Raw genomic sequence first — 18,410 nt, 5'->3', positions numbered from 1 at the left:
GGCCTGCCGCCGCTTGCCGCCGATCCGGCGGCGAGCACTGCCGCCCTGTTCCAGGCGAAACGCATGGCGAGCGCCGGCAAGATGGCACATCTGATGGGGATGACCGACAGTTTCGGCGCGCGCGTCAAGGCGAGCGGCGTGCGGCTACCGGCGGCCGAAAACATCGCCTCCGGCCAGCAGAGCGTCGATGCCGTGGTGACGGCCTGGATCAACTCGCCGCATCACCTGGAAAACATGCTTGGACGTTATGACGGCCTTGGCGTCGCCGTCGCCCATAATACATCTTCCAGGAACCTGCCCTATTGGGCCATGGTGCTTTCCAGCTGAGGTGATTCCGCCTGCAGCAGTTCAAGTGATGCAGCGTCTTTTGCGCGTCTAACGACGCTTGGCGCTGCCGCGACGAGGCCGGCATGGATACACGCAGCAATCACAACGCGCTTGCTTTTGACGTGACGCACCGGCTGGTGCTGGCGATCGCCATTCCGATGACGCTCGGCTTCATGACGACGCCGCTGCTCGGGCTGACGAACACCGCCGTGGTCGGCCGTATGGGCAATGCGGAAGCGCTGGCCGGGCTGGCGATCGGCGCCATGCTCTTCGATCTGATCCTCGGCAGCTTCAACTTCCTGCGCGCTTCGACCACAGGCCTGACGGCGCGGGCCTATGGCCGGCGGGATCAGCACGAGCAGCAGGCGGTCTTCTCCAGGGCGATGATTTCGGCGCTCGGCTGCGGACTGGCGTTGCTCTGTCTTTCGCCGCTGCTGATGGCGGCGGGGTTGAGGTTGATGGGGGCGGAAGGAGCGATCGCCGAGGCAACCGGCACCTATTTCTCGATCCGCATGCTGGCAGCACCGGCGGCGCTGGCGAATTACGCCATCCTCGGCTTCGTGCTCGGGCGCGGACAGGGCAATATCGGACTGCTGCTGCAGGCCATCATCAACGGCATCAACATCCTGCTTTCGATCTATCTCGGCCTGACGCTCGATTGGGGCGTGGCGGGGGTCGCCTGGGGAACGATGGCCGGCGAAACCGTCGGCGCGCTCGCCGGGCTTTTCATCGTGCTGCGCGGCTTCGGCAAGGCAGCGCGGCCGGCATGGTCCGAGGTCTTTTCCCGGCACCGGCTGGCCGAGCTTTTTGCGCTCAATCGCGACATCCTGATCCGCACCTTCGTGCTGATCGGCGCCTTCACCATCATGACGCGGATCGGCACCAGCTTCGGCGCGGTGACGCTTGCCGCCAATGCCGTGGTGATGAATTTCTTCCTGCTATCAGGCTATTATCTCGACGGGCTTGCCAATGCCGCCGAACAGATCATTGGCCGGGCAATCGGCGCACATTACCGGCCGGCCTTCGACCGCGGGCTGAAGCTGACGACCTTGTGGTCCTTCGGACTGGCGGCGATCGGCTCCGCCTTCTTCTTCCTCGCCGGACCCTGGCTGATCTCGGTGCTGACGACCTCACCGGAGGTACGGCAGGCGGCCGAAACCTATCTGCCCTGGGCGGCGGTGACGGGACTGACCGGCGCGCTCGCCTTCCTGATGGACGGGGTCTTCATCGGCGCCACGTGGTCGGCCGACATGCGCAACCGGATGCTGATATCTTTTGCCGGCTATCTCTTGATGCTCGCGGTCTTCGTGCCGCTCTTCGGCAATCACGGCCTGTGGTTGGCGATGAATGCCTTCCTGCTCTTCCGCGGCATCTTCCTGGCGATGCTGGTGCGGTCGAGGGCCGATCAGACCTTCCGCGCCGCCCAATAATCCAGCCGGGTATCGCGCAGGTCGCGGATCGAGGCGGCTTTTTCGCGGTCCAGCAGTTTCGAGAGGCCGCGGACGATATCGCCGGCCAAGCCGGGGCCTTCATAGACCATACAGGAATAGAGCTGGACCAGATCGGCACCCGCCCTGATCTTCTCCAGCGCCGTCTCGGCCGACGAGACGCCACCGACGCCGATGATCGGCAGATCAGGGCCGACGCGCTTGCGCATCCTGGCGAGCACGGCCGTCGACTTTTCGAATAGCGGCACGCCGGAAAGGCCGCCCGCCTCCTTCGCCTGCCGCTGATCCTTGAGGCCATCGCGCGACAGCGTGGTGTTGGAGACGATCAGACCATCCAGCGCATGCGAGAGCACTTCCGCGGCGATATCGTCCATGCCTTCCTCGGTCAGATCAGGCGCGATCTTCAGAAAGACCGGGATCTTCCGGCCGGATGTCGCCGTCATCTCATCGCGCGCCGTGAGCACTGCGGACAGCAGTACCGCAAGGCTTTCGCGCCCCTGCAGGTCGCGCAGGCCGGGGGTGTTCGGCGAGGAGATGTTGGCGGTGAAATAGCGTGCGACGGAATAAAAGCGGCGGATGCCGGCGACATAGTCGGCGATGCGATCCTCGCTGTCCTTGTTGGCGCCGATATTGACGCCGATCATGCCACCGCCGCTTAGCGCGGCGAGGCGCCCGAAGGCGGCATCATGGCCTTCATTGTTGAAGCCGAGACGGTTGATGACGCCTTCATCCTCCACCAGGCGGAAGATGCGCGGGCGCGGATTGCCGGATTGCGGCTTCGGCGTCACCGTGCCGATCTCGGTAAAGCCGAAGCCGAGCTTCAGCAGCGCCTCCGGCACCTCGGCATTCTTGTCGTAGCCGGCGGCCATGCCGAGCGGATTTTCGAAGGTAAGGCCGGCAACGGTCTGGCGCAGGCGCGGATCGGGCGTGAGCTGGCAGGCGGGCACGAGGCCGGATTTCAAGGCGGCGATCGACATGCCGTGCGCCGTTTCCGGATCGAACAGGAAGAGACCCTTGCGGGCGAGACGCTTGAAGGGGTCGATCATGGCTGCAGCTCCGGGAAAATATGGGCGCTGACTTCGTCGAGAGGCAGCGGCGCCTCCCAGAGCACGGTTGCAAGCGGCAGGTCGGCGTAGAGATGTGGGAAGAGATCGCCGCCGCGCGAGGGCTCAAAGACCAGCTTGTCGCCAAAGCCGCGGCCATCGACGGCAATCAGCAGCAGGCCGGACTGGCCGGCAAAGTGCAGGGCAGCGGTCTGCTTCACCTGGTCCGCCGTCGAGAAATGGATGAAGCCATCTTGGAGATCGATGCCGGCGCCATGAAAAATGCCGGTTTGTCTGGCTTGCTGCCAGAGCGTTTCCGTCACGATCTTGTAAAGGGTCGGTGTCAGGGTCATCATGGCCTCACGATGGGCTGTTCCTTGGTCACGAGGGCTTTGCCGGAAAGAGGCGGCGATGTCCACGCCCCGGCGCGAAAAACGGGACCGCCACAAGCAAAATCCGGAGGATGAGACGATGAAGGTTTTGATTCTGACGCTTGGCGTTTTTCTCATGCCGTTGGCGGCCGCGGCGGCCGAACCCGATGCCGGCCGCTTCCAGCTGGAGAAGAGCGGCGATCATTTCGTCCGGCTCGACCGGCAGACCGGGGCCATGTCGATCTGCCAGGACAAGGACGGCGCCCTCGTCTGCCGGATGGCAGCCGACGAGCGGGCGGCCTATGAGGACGAACTCGACCGGCTGGCAAAGCGGGTGACGGCGCTCGAACAGGGCAATGTCGCCCAGCGCGCGCTGCCGAGCGACGCCGAGGTCGACCGTTCGATCAGCATCATGGAGCGGATGATGAAGAGTTTCATGGGGATGGTGAAGGAGTTCCAGGCTGAGGAAAACACCAATCCCCTTCCGCAGAAGACCTGATCTGATATAGTCATGTCAGCAAGCTGGCATGCAACGCGGAGGGATGGCGTCGCATGCAAGGCATGATCGGGCTCTTGGGAGGGAGTTTTCGATGCAGGAACAGACCATCATCATTGCGGACGATCATCCGCTTTTCCGCGACGCGCTGCGCCAGGCAGTGATCGGCATGGAAGGCCGGCAGTCGATCGTCGAGGCCGGCGATTTCGCTGCCGCACGCAGAGCGGCAGGCGCCCATGCGGACGCCGACTTGATGTTGCTCGACCTCGCCATGCCCGGGGTCAGCGGCTTTTCCGGCCTGATGGCGCTGCGCTCAGAATTTGCCAGCCTGCCAATCGTCATTGTCTCGGCAACCGATGACGCGACGACGATCCGCCGGGCGCTGGAACTCGGCGCTTCCGGCTTCATTTCGAAATCCTCCGGCATCGAGGATATTCGCCGCAGCATCCAGACGGTGCTTGCCGGCGACATCGCCACGCCGGAAAGCTATCGCGACGGCCAGGAGCAGGATCCCGATGTCGCCGACCTGATCCACCGCCTGCATACGCTGACGCCGCAGCAGAGCCGGGTGCTGACCATGCTTGGCGAGGGGCTGCTGAACAAGCAGATCGCCTACGAGCTCGGCGTCTCCGAGGCGACGATCAAGGCGCATGTCTCGGCGATCCTGTTGAAACTCGATGTCGACAGCCGGACGCAGGCGGTGATCCAGCTCGGCAAGATCAACATGGCGATGGTCGCCTGAGCGCAGCATGCCATAACAGGATTTTATTCCTCTTCTATCTTTACTCAGGCGGCGCGGTCGGTTAATATTCCGCCGGGTTGGAGCGCGGCGTTGAATGAGCCGCGACGGAATCGCGCATGCTGTCACACGACCAGATCTGGGAAGCGCTCGACAGGCTTGCCGAACGGCACGAGCTGACGCCATCCGGACTTGCGCGCCGCGCCGGCCTCGACCCGACCTCCTTCAACAAATCGAAACGGCTTTCCGCCGATGGGCGCCTGCGCTGGCCCTCGACGGAATCGATCGCCAAGGTGCTCGACGCCACAGGCGCGAGCATGGAGCAGTTTATGGCCTTCATGCGGCCGGATGCCGGCTCGGGACAGCAGGAAGGCGCATTTCCTCAGCGAGGCGGCTCCATTCCGCTGCTCGGCTTCGCGCAGGCGGGCGCGGGCGGCTTCTTCGACGATGGCGGTTTTCCGGCCGGCCAGGGCTGGGACGTGGTGGAATTTCCGGCGGCCCCGGCACAGAAATCGGGCGTCTATGCGCTGGAGGTGCAGGGCGAGAGCATGATGCCGCTCTACCGCGACGGCGATGTGTTGATCGTCGAGCCGGGGGCGCAGGTGCGCCGCAACGACCGCGTCGTCGTGCGCACAAACGAGGGCGAGGTGATGGCCAAGGTGCTGCTGCGCCAGAGCCCGCGATCGATCGAGCTGATGTCGCTCAATCCCGAACATCCCAACCGCATCCTCGAGCTTTCCGACGTCGCCTGGATCGCCCGCATCATCTGGGCCAGCCAATAGGAAGATATTCCATGCGCCCTGCCGCCTTCATTACAGGTATCACGGGGATGGTAGTGGTGGTCGGCCTGCTGATGGCGGGCGAAGCAAGGCTTGGTGGCGGCACGGCCGACGAAGAAACGGCGTCCGCAGGGGAGACGGAAACCGCACCGGCGAATGCTGCCCCGGACGCCGGCAAGCCCGCGACGATGTCGGACGACCGTGCCGAAATGATTGCTCGCTCGGTCGAACCGGCGGCCCCACCCGCTCCAGACCCGGGCGACGGGGTGACATCCAAACCGGCCGATCTGCCGCAACAAGCGGAGACGGCGACCGGGAAGACGGGAGGTCCGACGACGAAAAGGGCGATGGAGCTGGCGCGGCCGGCGGTCGACAATGCCGGCATCCTTTCCTTTGGCGAGCGGAGGCTTCAGCTTGCCGGCATCGTGCCGACGCCGGTCGACAGGATTTGCGGGCCGGCGGACCGGCAATGGCCCTGCGGCATGATGGCGAAGACGGCGTTGCGCCTGCTGTTGCGCAACCGCAGCGTCGCCTGCGACCTCGAGAGTGCGGAATGGAAGGAAACGGCGACGACTGCCTGCCGGCTCGGCACACAGGATCTCGGCTCATGGCTTGCCGAAAACGGCTGGGCGGAAGCAGCGGCGGGTTCGCCGCTTACGGAGATCGCCGAGACGGCCAGGCAGGCCAGAAAAGGCATTTACGGCGACGATCCGCGCCGCAAATGAACCGGCAGCCTTGGCAAGCGATCGGACAGCCCGGATCGGGCCGATCCCTTGTAATGGCTGTCGCCAATTCCTAATCTGGGCTGATCGAAAAAGGAATCAGAGATGAATAAGCCGCTTTCCGCCCATGATGCGCTGATCTACGTGATGGTGATGGCATCCGCCGTCGACAGCACGATGAACGACAGGGAACTGGAAAGGATCGGCCAACTGATCGGATTCCTGCCTGTTTTCCGGGATTTCGATGACGACAAGCTGATTGCGGTGGCGCGCGACTGCGCCTCGCTGCTCGCCGGGCCGGAGGGCCTCGACGTCGTGCTCGAAACCGTGCGCGACACCCTGCCCGCAAAACTTTACGACACGGCCTATGCGCTGGCCGTCGAGGTGGCATCGGCCGATCTCTCGGTCAAGGCGGAGGAGTTGCGGCTGCTCAGCCTGCTGCGCGACCGGCTCGGCCTCGACAAGCTCACCTGCGCGGCAATCGAGCGCAGTGCGATTGCCCGGTTCCGCAAGGGCTAGGGGCTAAAGCGCGTCTCGCGTCTTTTAGCGGCTTCAATAGAGCCCGTAGGGAAAGTAGCGCAGATAGATTTCCTGGAGGCGGCCGTTGCGCGACAGCGTGGCGAGCGCGTGGTCGATGGCGGATGTCAGCACACTGTCTTTCTGCCGCAGCATGATCGTCATGCCCTCGCCGAGAAATTGCTCGGAGAGATAGGGACCGTCGAACAGCGCGCAGCATTTTGCCGAGGCCGGCGAAGAGACCCAGAAGGAAAGCTGCAGCGCATCGGCAAAGGCGGCATCGACCTTGCGATCCCTGAGCGCCGCCAGCAGAGCGTCCTTTGTGTCGAATGGCTCGGCCTTGATCGCCGGGAAGAAGGCTGCCAGCATCGCCTCGTGCACCGTACCCCTGACCACACCGACCGGATGTTTCGACAGGGCGGCAGCGGTCTTTCCGTCGAGCGGCACGGCGAGATTGCGCACGAAGCGCGCCGGCAGCATCAGGTAAGGTCTGGAAAAGACGAATTGCCGGCGCAACTCCGGGGTCACGGCAAAACCAGCGATGACGGCATCGCCCTGCGAGGCGGCGAGCGCGTCCCTGAGGTCGGCGAAGGGGAGTGCCTGGATCTGGCACTTGTCTGAAATCTCCAACTCGCTGCAGATTTCGCGGGCGAGGTCGACATTGAAGCCGGAGAGCTTGCCGTTCTGATCGGTGAAATTGAAGGGCGGGAAATCGACCGACGTCAGGAAGCGCAAGCGCACCAGCGAGGAGAGATCGGGCCTCGCAAGACGTTCGCGTGCATCGAAGAGCAGCGGCAGCGAGGGGGACGCCTGCTGGGCGGATGCGGAAAAACTCGAAAGAAGCACGCCGAGAAACAGGCCGAACGCGAGAGAACCCTTCAGAGTCAGGGATGCTAGCTTGGATTGCATCATCGTGATCTTGGTCTCTGGGTTGAGCGCGAAGCATTGCGGCGTCGGCGAGATGTATCAGAGTCATGCGTGGTGGGGAATATGCGTGGAGGTGAGCCGGATCGTGCTGAGGGCACGTCCCCTCGCCCCGTTTTTTACGCGGAGAGGGTTAGGCTGTGGGCAGCCATCGGCGTGGACCGACAGCCGTGGCAACGCACCCGAGACGACAATTCAGCCCCTAAAAATCACAGTCATCCGCGGCCCTCTGTTAGCGCGGAATTAAAGAATATCGCCTTTATTTGTCGCGACGACATCGGACCCCGCCAGCCGATCGCATGATGCAAGCGTCAGCCCAAACGTAATCCCTAAACCGCAATATTGAAGCAGCGTTTTTCTGCAACAATTGATTTCAAAAGCACCGGGCGCGCAACACGCCCCGTCAATCGGGTGACATTTCCATGCTGAAACATCTGAAAATCCGCACAAAAATCATATCGGTCGTGGCGCTGCTCGGGCTGATCACCATGGCCGGGCTGATCTATGTCATCTCCGAGTTCCGCCGCGCGGATGCGGCCTACAGCGCCTTCATCGATCATGAGGCGCAGGCCTCGATGCTGAGCGCGCGCGCCAGCGCATCGGCGGTGGCCTCGGTGTTGCAGGTCACCCTGCTTGCCGACATGAAGCCCGATACGCCGGCATTCCAGACGGCGCTCGCCACACCGAGCAAGCTGCCGCAGGCGCGTGACCGCATGAAGCAGGCTCTGGCGCTGGTGCCCAGCCGCAAACCGGCGATCGATGAAATCCAGGCCGGAATCGATGAGATCGAAACCCTGGCAAACAAGATCACCGAACAGAGCAAAGCCAAGGACAGCGCCGGCGCGCTTTCGAATGTTGCCCTGATCAATGCCAAGCTCAATGCGCTGACGCCGAAAATGATCGCCAACAATGATGCGATGATGACGATGCTCAACGATGGCGGCGACGCGCTCTCGGCTTCCGTCAACGGGCGGATCGTCTTCTGTTTCGTGCTGATCGGCATCGCCGTTCTCGCCGCCGTCGGCTTCAGCGTTTTCGTCGCGCAGATAGGCATCGCCGGCCCGATGGCACAGCTGCGCCAGCGCATGACGCGGCTTGCCGAGGGTGACACAACAAGCGATGTCAGCGGCCTCGACCGCGGCGACGAAGTCGGACAGATGGCAAAGGCCGTTTTGGTCTTCCGTGACAATGCGATCGAGCGGGCCCAAATCGAGGCACGCGCCGAAGCCGACCGCAACGTCAGCGACAGCGAGCGCCGCGAACGCGAAGCGCAGAAGGTCCGCGAAGCATCCGAACTGGAACGCGCCGTCACCGCACTCGGCGACGGCCTGCGCAGCCTTGCCGCCGGCGATCTCGCCTCGCATATCGACGAACCCTTCGTCGCGCATCTCGATGCGCTGCGTGCGGATTTCAACAACTCGGTCGAGAAGCTCAACGAAACCCTGCATACGGTCGGCGCCAATGCCCGGGCGATCGGCGCCGGCGCCAATGAAATCCGCTCTTCCGCAGACCAACTTTCGCAGCGGACGGAACAGCAATCTGCCTCCGTCGAAGAAACGGCAGCGGCGCTGGAGGAGATCACGACGACGGTGCGCGACGCCGCCAAGCGGACCGAGGAAGCGAGCCAGCTCGTCGCCCGTACCCGCCTCGGCGCCGAGAAATCGGGCGAGATCGTCCGCAAGGCGGTCTCCGCCATGCAGCAGATCGAGAAATCCTCGGGCGAAATCTCCAACATCATCGGTGTCATCGACGACATCGCCTTCCAGACCAACCTGCTGGCGCTCAACGCCGGCGTCGAAGCTGCCCGCGCCGGTGAAGCCGGCAAGGGTTTTGCGGTCGTCGCCCAGGAAGTGCGCGAGCTCGCCCAGCGCTCGGCCAAGGCGGCCAAGGAGATCAAGGCGCTGATCACCACATCGGGCGAACAGGTCGTTGCCGGTGTCGGCCTCGTCGGCGAGACCGGCAAGGCGCTGGAGGTCATCGTCTCCGAGGTGCAGGAGATCAACCACCACGTCAACGCCATCGTCACCGCCACCCGCGAACAGTCGATCGGCCTGCAGGAGATCAACACCGCCGTCAACAACATGGACCAGGGTACGCAGCAGAACGCGGCCATGGTCGAGGAACAGACCGCGGCCAGCCATGCGCTCGCCCAGGAGGCAAACGCCCTCGACGAGCTGCTGCGCCAGTTCAAGCTCGGCCAGGCGGCCCCGGCGCCGCGCGCTGCCGTAGCTGGCACTAACGCCCGTCCGGTCGCCTCACCAGCCCACGCCCTGACCCGCACCGTCGCCAAGGCCTTCGGCGGAAGACAGGCAGCCGCTACGGCTACCGTTCAGGAGGAATGGACGGAGTTCTGAGAGGGCCCTTCGCAGGGACGTTAAATGAAGAGGGCGGTGCAGTGATGCGCCGCCCTTTTTTATTGGGCGGAACGGCATAAGTGGGAGCAAGTGGCTGCCCCTCACCCTAACCCTCTCCCCGCTCGCGGGGCGAGGGGACGTGCCCTGCGAGAGGTTGGTGGGGAACGGAGAGGGCCGCGACAGGTCCCCTTCGCCCCGTTTACGGGGAGAAGGTGCCGGCAGGCGGATGAGGGGCCCTCACACGGCACGCCCTCACATAATCTTATCCCGCAACCCCAACCGCAACGCCACGTCCCAGCGCCCTGAACACCGTCGAGACGATGCCGGCGCGGTCGAGGCCGGCGTGGGCGTTCATGGCTTCGGGCTTGGCCTGTTCCATCCAGATGTCGGGCATGACGAGCGAGCGCAGCTTCAGGCCGTTGTCGAGCAGGCCTTCGGTGGCAAGGAAATGCATCACATGGCTGCCGAAACCGCCGATCGAGCCTTCCTCGACGGTGATCACCATCTCGTGGTGGCGGGCAAGCTGGCGGATCAGGTCGTGGTCGAGCGGCTTGGCGAAACGTGCATCGGCGACCGTCGTCGAAAGCCCCGCAGCATCGAGATCCTCGGCGGCCAGCAGACAATCGGCAAGCCGGGTGCCGAAGGAGAGCAGCGCCACCTTGGTGCCTTCCTTGACGATGCGGCCCTTGCCGATCTGCAGGATTTCGCCGCGCGCCGGCATGTCGACGCCGACACCTTCGCCGCGCGGATAGCGGAACGAGATCGGCCCGCCATCATAGGCAACAGCCGTGCGCACCATATGCTTGAGTTCGGCCTCGTCGGCCGCCGCCATCACCACGAAGCCAGGCAGGGTGGTGAGGAAGGCGGTGTCGAAGGAGCCGGCATGGGTCGGTCCGTCGGCGCCGACGAAGCCGGCGCGGTCGATCGGGAAACGCACCGGCAGTCCCTGGATCGCCACGTCATGCACGACCTGGTCGTAAGCGCGCTGCAGGAACGTGGAATAGAGGGCGGCGAACGGCTTGTAGCCTTCTGCCGCGAGGCCGGCAGCGAAAGTGACGGCATGCTGTTCGGCAATACCGACGTCGAAACAGCGCGACGGAAAGGCCTCGGCGAGCTTGTCGAGGCCGGTACCATTAGGCATGGCGGCGGTGATGCCGACGATCTTATCGTCGAGAGCGGCTTCCTGCACCAGCGCTTCGGCAAAGACGCTGGTATAGCTCGGCGCATTCGGCTTGACCCTTGCCTGGGCGCCGGTGATGACGTCGAACTTGTTGACGCCGTGATATTTGTCGGCCGCGGCTTCCGCCGGCGGATAGCCCTTGCCCTTCTGAGTGACGACATGGATCAGCACCGGTCCGCGACCATTGTCGCGCACGTTGCGCAACACAGGCAGCAGGTGGTCGAAGGAATGCCCGTCGATCGGGCCGATATGATAGAAGCCCATCTCCTCGAACATCGTGCCGCCGGTGACGTAGCCGCGCGCATGCTCGACGGCGCGGGTGATCGCCCGGTCGATATTCTTGCCGAGATAGGCCGTCAGCTTCTTGCCGAAGTCACGGAAGCCCATATAGGTGCGCCCCGACGCGAGGCGGGCGAGATAGGCGCTCATTGCGCCCGTCGGCGGCGCGATCGACATATCGTTGTCGTTGAGGATGACGATGAGGCGGGCGTCGAGGGCGCCGGCATTGTTCAGCGCTTCATAGGCCATGCCGGCCGACATCGCTCCGTCGCCGATGACGGCGATGACGCGGCGGTCTGATTTGTCGAGGTCGGCGGCAATCGCCATGCCGAGGCCGGCCGAGATCGAGGTCGAGGAATGCGCGGCGCCGAACGGATCATATTCGCTCTCCGCCCGACGGGTGAAGCCGGACAGCCCGTCTTCCTGGCGCAGCGTCCGGATGCGGTCACGCCGGCCGGTGAGAATCTTGTGCGGATAACATTGATGGCCGACATCGAAGATCAGCCGATCATCAGGTGTGTCGAAGACGCTGTGGATGGCGATCGTCAATTCGACGACGCCGAGACCGGCGCCCAGATGGCCGCCGGTGCGCGACACTGCATCGATCATTTCGTCCCGGACTTCGCGGGCAAGCTGCGGTAGGTCGCGATCCTCGAGCTTGCGCAGGTCGGCGGGATAGATGACCTGGTCGAGCAGGGGGGTCTTCGGCAGTTGTGTCACGGGCGGGCGCTCTTTCTTGCTTTTCCTTGTTCCGCTTTATTCGATTAGATTGCGGCAAAACAAGTGCATTTCAGGAACCGAAGCTTTTCACCTTAGAGCATGATGCCGAAAAGTGTGAGCGGTTTTCGGGCAACATCATGCTCCCACTATTAAAGCATGGTGCCGGAAAGTGTGAGCGGTTTTAGGCGGATATCCTGGTCTATTTCGTTCATTTCGTGTCGTTCAGCCTTCCGGCAAAGGCACGAATTCCTCTTCGTCACCGGGAACGATATCGAACCGGCCGGTGCGCCATTCCTCCTTGGCCTGTTCGATCCGCTCCTTCGAGGAGGACACGAAATTCCACCAGATATAACGTTTCGAATTGAGCGCTGCCCCTCCGAAGAGCATCAGGTGACAGCCATCGCGGCCGGCTTCCAACGTGATCGCATCACCCGGCCGGAAGACCAGCAGCTGGTCGGCAGCGAAACGGTCGCCTGATATGACGACCTCGCCCGACAGCACATAGACGGCGCGCTCCTCGTGGCCCGCGCCGAAGGGAAATTTGGCGCCCGGCTGCAGGTCGAGATCGACATAGAGCGTGTCGGAGAAAACGCCGACGGGCGATGTCATGCCTTCGAACGAGCCGATGACCACGCGCCCGCGCACGCCTGCTGTCTCGATCAGCGGCATGGCGGACTTTTCCGTGTGGGCGAAGGAAGGATCGATCTCCTCCTTGTCGTCGGGCAGCGCCAGCCAGGTCTGCAGCCCCGACATCAGCAGCGGATGGCCGCGCAGATTGTCCGGGGTGCGCTCGGAATGCACGATGCCGCGGCCGGCCGTCATCAGGTTGATATCGCCGGGACGGATGACCTTTTCGGTGCCGAGGCTGTCGCGATGGCGGATCTCGCCGTCGAACAGATAGGTGACCGTCGACAGCCCGATATGCGGATGCGGCTTGACGTCGAGCGCCTCGTCCGGCTTCAGGATCGCAGGCCCCATGCGGTCGAAGAAGATGAACGGCCCGACCAGCCGTCGCTGCCGACTGGGAAGCGCGCGGCGCACCTGAAAACCGCCGATATCGCTGGTGCGCGGGATGATCAGGTTCTCGATCGCGTCGCAGGCGAAGGCATCGCCGGGCAGGGGATCTTTACCGGGAAAGAAGGACATCAGGGATCTCCGATCACTACAGTGCCGCGCGTCTTTCAGACGCACAAAGGATGCTATAGTTTTGAATTGCTGCATAATTTGTCCTTAAATCGACCTCGATTTAAGGAATGAGGCAGTCGCGCATCGACCAGGGATAGCAATTAGCGCGCCGCACGTCCAACGGGACGTGCCAAGGACGCCCTAACTTTGAAGCGCGCCGCACGGATGGCTCAGATTGCGGTGAAGCCATATCGACGAAGAGATGGGCGCCGTTGACGAAACTCGACTCATCGCTGGCGAGATAAAGGGCAGCCCGCGCCACGTCTTCGGGCTCGCCGATCCGCCCCTGCTGCGCGGCAATGGCGGCATCCGAAACGTCGACGCCGAGCGCCTGCAGATCGGCCACCTCGCGCAGGCCATGCGGCGTGCGGATGAAGCCCGGGCAAACGGCATTGCAGCGGATGTTGCGGTCACGGAATTCCACCGCGATGGCGCGGGCAAACATATGCACGGCACCCTTGGTCGTGTCGTAAAGCACTTCCATCGGCGTGGCGGCGACCGCCGAGATCGACGAGGTGCAGACGATCGATCCGCCGCCGCTCTCAATCATCTTCGGCAGCACGGCCTTGGTCATCAGGAACATCGAGCGCACATTGACGGCATGCAGCCAGTCCCATTCCTGAAGCGTCGTTTCCAGGAAAGGTTTGATGACGATGGTGCCGGCATGGTTGAAAAGCACGGTCACTGCGCCGTAGCGTTCTTCGACACCGGCGACGGCGGCAATGACGGCTGCTTCGTCCGAGACGTCGGCCGTCCAGTATTCGGCCTCGCCGCCGGCATCACGGATGGCTTGGACGGTCTCGGCTGCTGCATCACCATTGCGGTCGATGATCGCAACGCGCGCGCCTTCCGCCGCAAAAAGCTTCGAGGCGGCACCGCCCATGCCGGTCGCGCCGCCTGAGATAATGGCGACCTTGCCCTTCAACCTGTCCGTCATTTCCTTGTCCCCTCATCGTTTTGGATGGGGATCATAGATCGGTCTGAAGCCGATAGCCAAGGCCTTCGAAAGGGAGTTTGCTGCGCCTCAGGCGCCGTCCAGCGGCTCGACACCCTGCGGCTTGCCGGCGCGGTCGAGCCTGATCTTCTCGATGCGGTTCTCGGCGGCCGAAAGCAGCGTCTCGCAATGTTTCTTCAGCGCTTCGCCGCGCTCGTAGATCTCGATTGATTCATCCAGCGCCACATCGCCACGTTCCAGCCGGGCGACGATGCTTTCGAGTTCGGCGACCGCCTTTTCGAAGGAAAGGCCGGACACCTCCGGCTTGGCGCTGTCAGTCATTCTCAACCCTTCATCATTCTCAGAATATGCATGCCCGCCGATTCGGCGAGTCCCTCGAGATCATAACCGCCTTCGAGCAGGCTGACGACCCGGTTCTTCGCGTGCCGGTCCGCCAGTTCGAGCACACGCCCGGTCGCCCAGTCGAAATCCTCACCGGTCAGGTTGATCTGCGCCAGCGGATCGCGGTGATGTGCGTCGAAGCCGGCGGAGATGATGATGAGATCCGGCCGGAAATCGTCAAGCGCGGGCAGCACGCGTGATTTGAACGCCTCGCGGAAGTGGTCGCTGCCGACATTCGGCGAAAGCGGCGCGTTGACGATGGTGTTGTGCGTACCCTTCTCGTCCTTGGCGCCGGTGCCGGGATAAAGCGGCATCTGATGCGTCGAGCAGAACAGCACCGAGGCATCGTCCCAGAAGATATCCTGCGTGCCGTTGCCGTGATGCACGTCCCAATCGACGATGGCGATGCGCTCGGCGCCATGCGTCTTCTGCGCATGCCGGGCGGCGATTGCCGCATTGTTGAAGAAGCAGAAGCCCATCGCCGTCATCTTCTCGGCATGGTGCCCCGGCGGGCGGGCGGCGACGAAGACATTGTCGGCCCGGCCGGTAAAGACGTCGTCGACCGCCGCCATCGCCCCGCCGATGCCGGTCAGCGCCGCCTGCAAGCTCTTGCTGCTGGCATAGGTATCGGCTTCGATCTGGTTGATCTCACCCTCTTCCTCGGGAATCTCCCGCATGATGGCGATGAGATGTTCTTCGGGATGGGCAAGCAGCACCGCATCCTCGTTCGCCTGCGGCGCCTGCCGGCGCTCCAGCCGCTCGAAATTCGGATGTTCCAGCGCGACATTGATGGCGCGGATCCTGTCCGATCGCTCCGGATGGCCGGCGGGCGTCACATGTTCCAGGAAGATCGGGTGTTCATAAAGACGGGTGCTCATGAAGACACTCTATCGGTCGCTTATGTCATGTGCCACAGCAGATGGGGCATCATCGGTCGATTTCAACAAGCGCTCTGCCGCCGTCCAACCGTTCGCCTGTCACAACTGTCTCAGTTACGCCGTTTCCGTCGAACAGCTCCATTGCAACGGAGCCGCGCCTTTCCGGTGCGTGAAGGACACTGTAACACTTTGAACTATTGCGTAATTTTATCCTTAAGCCAGTTCCGATATAAGCTATTATGAAGTAGTGTTGCCATGGGAACTCTGTAAGGCAGATCTGTTGATGAGTCAGTCGAAACGTCCTGATGTGGCGGAAATACGTGTGCCGTTTCGCGATGTCGATATGACCGGCCAGATGTTTCTGGCCTCCTATATTTCCTATGCAGAGTCCGTTCTTGCGAGCTTCTGGTCCTCACGGCCCGATGTCGATGACGAACCGGTCTATAGCCCCAGCAAGGTTTCCTGCATGCTGCACCGTCCGCTGCACTACGATGAGCTGGCAACCTTCACCGCCACCGTCGACAAGATCGGCATGCATTCCATCGGCCTCCTCGTTGCGATCGACACCGGGGAGGAGCGTGCCGCCGAGGTCGAGATCATCTGGCAGGCCCGCACCCGCGAGGACCAGTCGCCGGCCTCGCTGCCGGAGGAAACGCGCGACTGGCTTTATCGGTTTTTGGATTAGGGGCAAAGCAGAGCCGATCGACCAGCCAGAATTGCCACTAGGTGCTTTTGCCTCGGAGGCGTGGCTCGCTGAGTATATTGATCTCGACGCTTGGATAAACGCGCTCTTCCAGCAATTTAAGGGATCCAACCTTCATTGCCTTGGGCAATAAGCCTGCGTCGAAGTTGACTGCTGGTAGCCTGTCTTCTGCAAAAAATCTGAACAGTGTTATGTGCGCTATTCGGGGCGGGGTGGCACGCCACTGTTCGAAGCAGATGGCATGTGAAATGGCCGAACGAAGCCTGCGCAATTCCGGCGGCTCCTCTGCCTTTACGAAGATAGCGGCTTCCGAAGCAGCCACCTCATGAAAATGGAGCTCAAATGGCGGGGTCTCTTCGACCAATCTCTCCACGATTTCCTTCCATCTTTTCCCATTCAGCTTCCAGACCTCATCGTTTGGAATACTGAATTGGGCCGCGGCGTTGACCAGGGTGACGACCGTCATGTGCAGGCTCTTAGCCGGGACGCGTGAGAGCGGCGCATCGCTGTCTCGCTCGATCCTGTCCTGCAAGTTGCAGAGCTTTGACAGAGCTTCGCCATCGGGAAAAAACTGCAGGTGAAACGCGCAGCACTGCTTAAACCACAGCGTATCGACCTTCGTGCGGATCACAGCAGCAGGTCCTTCTATCCAACACGGGCACGCCGCGCCGTGAGCGTGCAATTCCCATGTCTTGCTATCACATCACGAAACCGCTCGCCAATGATGGCAGGCGCCTGCCAGGCATCCGCGATGGTGATGGAAGTCTTGGAGACATTCGTTAAGATGGCGGCACCTTATCCGCCATCATGGACAGCAAACCAACGCGATCCGGCTTCGACAGCGTCTTCAGGATTCGACTCGCCCTCACAGGCCCAGGCGACAATTCCATCGGGACGGACGAGCAGGGCGGTCAATCCCAGCCGGTCCTTCACGTCGCCCCTGACATATTTGACCCGGTCACCCCAACGGCGTGCGATCGACCGGAGCGGTGCGCGGTCGCCGAAGTCGATCAGCAGACCGGTGCCGTCGGCGAGCAGGGCGGCGAGCCTGGTACCGTCGGTCCATTCGAAGTCGGAGGCGCTGCGGCCGGCCAGCGCGTGGCCGTCGCCGAGGTCGTAGCGCATCGACGCATTCCAGACCCGGTCGGCGAAATAGGTGGCCCCGTCGCGGGTGGCGATGAGATCGCGGATGATGGATTCCATCGCACGGGCGTGGGGGCTTGGCCGCATGATCGAGACCTGCGCCCGCGACCAGGCGAGAATCTGTTCACCGATCGGATGCCGTTCGCTGAAATAGCTGTCGAGCAGTCCGTCCGGCGCTTCACCGCGGACGGTGGCGGCCAGTTTCCATCCAAGGTTCATGGCGTCACCAAGTCCGAGATTGAGCCCTTGCCCGCCGAGCGGCGAATGAATATGGGCCGCATCCCCGGCAAGCAGCACCCGGCCTCTCCGATATTCTGTCGCCTGCTGGGCGCGGTCGGTCCAACTGGTGGCGACGTGCAGCGCGGTCAGCGTGACATCGGTCTGCGATATCCGCCGCAGCACCGCTTGCACATGCGCAAGCGTGATCGGTCCGGTGCGGTGAGATGCGCCGCCATCGAACTCCACCATGCCGAAATGGCCCGGCTGCGTCTGGAAATACATGCCGGTCGGCGTCAGCTGCCGGCCGAGCTTCAGCTTTTCCCGATCGGCCAGATCGACCTGCACGGAATAGCCGGTAAACTCGGGATCGGTTCCGACGAAGGAAAAGCCGCCCAGCTTGCGCACCACGCTGCGGCCACCGTCACAGCCGACCAGCCAACGGCCCTCAAAACTCTGATCTCCAGCTTGGATCGTGACCCCGTCGGCTGATTGTGCGAAGCCTTCGACGCGCACACCCCGCCTGATCTCGACGCCGATGGACTGCGCGCGGTCGGCAAGGACGGTCTCGACCCGTTCCATTTCTGCCGCCATATTGCTGTCGGCGGGGCTCGGCAGTCGGTAGGCCCACATCGAGGGATCGATCCTGTCATAATCGAAGGGGATGCCGGCGAAGTGTCCGGCCTGCTTGCGCGGTTTTCCCTCTGGCTTTGCCTGACGCCCGGGCGCTTCAAGGGAATCGAGCAGGCCGCGCCTGTAGAACGCTTCAATCGTCGGCAGCGTCAGGCCGCGCATGCCGAAGGGCAGCTTTTTCAACGGCGAGTGCGGGCTTTCCGCCTGCTCCAGCACCAGCACGGAGACACCTGCAAGCCTGAGCTCGCAGGCCAGCAACAAGCCGACCGGCCCGGCGCCCGCAATCACGACATCGAAGAGAAAAGACGTTGGGTGGCGATTATTCATGAACGGCTCCTTATGGTCGTTCGACCGGAGCAGTTCGTCATTCTGACAACCACACGGACGAACGGTGGGCGCTTTCAGCGTCCGACGTTCG

Annotated in this window: 18 protein-coding genes and 1 pseudogene; 9 read left to right on the top strand and 10 right to left on the bottom strand. The window is 62.9% G+C overall.

Annotated elements, in window-relative coordinates; all coding sequences use genetic code 11:
• The coding region (locus MOV76_RS20870) for a CAP domain-containing protein (protein ID WP_247265195.1) at nt 1-327 on the top strand (327 nt) is incomplete at its 5' end.
• A gap of 83 nt (nt 328-410) precedes the next feature.
• The gene (locus MOV76_RS20865) at nt 411-1,757 is read left to right on the top strand and encodes an MATE family efflux transporter (protein ID WP_247265194.1); all 1,347 of its coding nucleotides are present in this window, start codon (nt 411-413) and stop codon (nt 1,755-1,757) included.
• On the opposite strand, the gene MOV76_RS20860 is transcribed toward MOV76_RS20865, so the two are convergent.
• On the bottom strand, nt 1,733-2,821 hold the full coding sequence (locus MOV76_RS20860) for a quinone-dependent dihydroorotate dehydrogenase (protein WP_247265193.1): 1,089 nt from the start codon (nt 2,819-2,821) through the stop codon (nt 1,733-1,735). The two genes, MOV76_RS20865 and MOV76_RS20860, sit on opposite strands and share 25 nt — an antisense overlap.
• On the bottom strand, nt 2,818-3,171 hold the full coding sequence (locus MOV76_RS20855; RefSeq protein ID WP_168318798.1) for a DUF952 domain-containing protein: 354 nt from the start codon (nt 3,169-3,171) through the stop codon (nt 2,818-2,820). Before MOV76_RS20855 ends, MOV76_RS20860 begins: the two co-directional genes overlap by 4 nt.
• A 118-nt stretch (nt 3,172-3,289) precedes the next feature.
• Between MOV76_RS20855 and MOV76_RS20850 the strand changes: the two genes are divergently transcribed.
• The 5 genes from MOV76_RS20850 (at nt 3,290) to MOV76_RS20830 (ending at nt 6,444) form a co-directional block, all read left to right on the top strand.
• Entirely contained in the window at nt 3,290-3,688 is a 399-nt protein-coding gene (locus MOV76_RS20850; RefSeq protein ID WP_047617687.1) for a hypothetical protein, read from the top strand.
• 91 nt (nt 3,689-3,779) lie between these two features.
• A complete protein-coding gene (locus MOV76_RS20845) occupies nt 3,780-4,427 on the top strand; it encodes a response regulator transcription factor (RefSeq protein ID WP_003545225.1) in 648 nt (215 codons plus the stop codon).
• 116 nt (nt 4,428-4,543) lie between these two features.
• On the top strand, nt 4,544-5,206 hold the full coding sequence (locus MOV76_RS20840; protein WP_018244658.1) for a helix-turn-helix transcriptional regulator: 663 nt from the start codon (nt 4,544-4,546) through the stop codon (nt 5,204-5,206).
• A gap of 11 nt (nt 5,207-5,217) precedes the next feature.
• Nucleotides 5,218-5,928 carry a thermonuclease family protein gene (locus MOV76_RS20835; RefSeq protein WP_247265192.1) on the top strand — a complete coding sequence of 237 codons (711 nt, stop codon included), beginning with the start codon at nt 5,218-5,220 and terminating at the stop codon, nt 5,926-5,928.
• 102 nt (nt 5,929-6,030) lie between these two features.
• Nucleotides 6,031-6,444 carry a tellurite resistance TerB family protein gene (locus tag MOV76_RS20830; protein ID WP_018072434.1) on the top strand — a complete coding sequence of 138 codons (414 nt, stop codon included), beginning with the start codon at nt 6,031-6,033 and terminating at the stop codon, nt 6,442-6,444.
• Between the two features lie 33 nt (nt 6,445-6,477).
• Here MOV76_RS20830 and MOV76_RS20825 read toward each other — a convergent pair whose 3' ends face one another.
• Nucleotides 6,478-7,353, bottom strand: a complete 876-nt coding sequence (locus MOV76_RS20825; protein ID WP_168331423.1) for a transporter substrate-binding domain-containing protein — start codon at nt 7,351-7,353, stop codon at nt 6,478-6,480.
• Nucleotides 7,354-7,787: 434 nt separating this feature from the next.
• Here MOV76_RS20825 and MOV76_RS20820 point away from each other — a divergent pair, with 434 nt between their 5' ends.
• Complete coding sequence (locus tag MOV76_RS20820) at nt 7,788-9,719, top strand: methyl-accepting chemotaxis protein (RefSeq protein ID WP_247265191.1); 1,932 nt, start codon at nt 7,788-7,790, stop codon at nt 9,717-9,719.
• Between the two features lie 262 nt (nt 9,720-9,981).
• Here MOV76_RS20820 and dxs read toward each other — a convergent pair whose 3' ends face one another.
• The 5 genes and pseudogenes from dxs to MOV76_RS20795 all read right to left on the bottom strand — a co-directional run bounded on the left by dxs (nt 9,982) and on the right by MOV76_RS20795 (nt 15,297).
• Complete coding sequence (gene dxs / locus MOV76_RS20815; protein WP_018449327.1) at nt 9,982-11,898, bottom strand: 1-deoxy-D-xylulose-5-phosphate synthase; 1,917 nt, start codon at nt 11,896-11,898, stop codon at nt 9,982-9,984.
• 222 nt (nt 11,899-12,120) lie between these two features.
• On the bottom strand, nt 12,121-13,044 hold the full coding sequence (locus tag MOV76_RS20810) for a pirin family protein (protein WP_018449326.1): 924 nt from the start codon (nt 13,042-13,044) through the stop codon (nt 12,121-12,123).
• A 209-nt stretch (nt 13,045-13,253) separates the two neighbouring features.
• Nucleotides 13,254-14,020 (bottom strand): annotated as a pseudogene (locus MOV76_RS20805) (SDR family NAD(P)-dependent oxidoreductase).
• 87 nt (nt 14,021-14,107) lie between these two features.
• Entirely contained in the window at nt 14,108-14,359 is a 252-nt protein-coding gene (locus MOV76_RS20800; RefSeq protein ID WP_003545921.1) for an exodeoxyribonuclease VII small subunit, read from the bottom strand.
• Nucleotides 14,360-14,361: 2 nt separating this feature from the next.
• Nucleotides 14,362-15,297 (bottom strand): histone deacetylase family protein, encoded by a 936-nt coding sequence (locus MOV76_RS20795; RefSeq protein ID WP_166480511.1) that lies wholly within the window; start codon nt 15,295-15,297, stop codon nt 14,362-14,364.
• A gap of 283 nt (nt 15,298-15,580) precedes the next feature.
• On the opposite strand from MOV76_RS20795, the gene MOV76_RS20790 reads away from it, so the two are divergent.
• The gene (locus MOV76_RS20790) at nt 15,581-15,982 is read left to right on the top strand and encodes a thioesterase family protein (RefSeq protein WP_018245058.1); all 402 of its coding nucleotides are present in this window, start codon (nt 15,581-15,583) and stop codon (nt 15,980-15,982) included.
• 37 nt (nt 15,983-16,019) lie between these two features.
• On the opposite strand, the gene MOV76_RS20785 is transcribed toward MOV76_RS20790, so the two are convergent.
• Entirely contained in the window at nt 16,020-16,631 is a 612-nt protein-coding gene (locus MOV76_RS20785) for a 2'-5' RNA ligase family protein (protein ID WP_018449322.1), read from the bottom strand.
• Between the two features lie 164 nt (nt 16,632-16,795).
• On the bottom strand, nt 16,796-18,319 hold the full coding sequence (locus tag MOV76_RS20780; protein WP_247265190.1) for an FAD-dependent monooxygenase: 1,524 nt from the start codon (nt 18,317-18,319) through the stop codon (nt 16,796-16,798).
• Between the last annotated feature and the right edge of the window lie 91 nt (nt 18,320-18,410).

It is taken from the genome of Rhizobium sp. PRIMUS64 (genome assembly GCF_023006465.1).
Classification (GTDB): Bacteria; Pseudomonadota; Alphaproteobacteria; order Rhizobiales; family Rhizobiaceae; genus Rhizobium; species Rhizobium leguminosarum.
The sequence above is the reverse complement of the archived record's forward strand: the minus strand, read 5'-3'. Positions and strand labels throughout refer to the sequence as shown.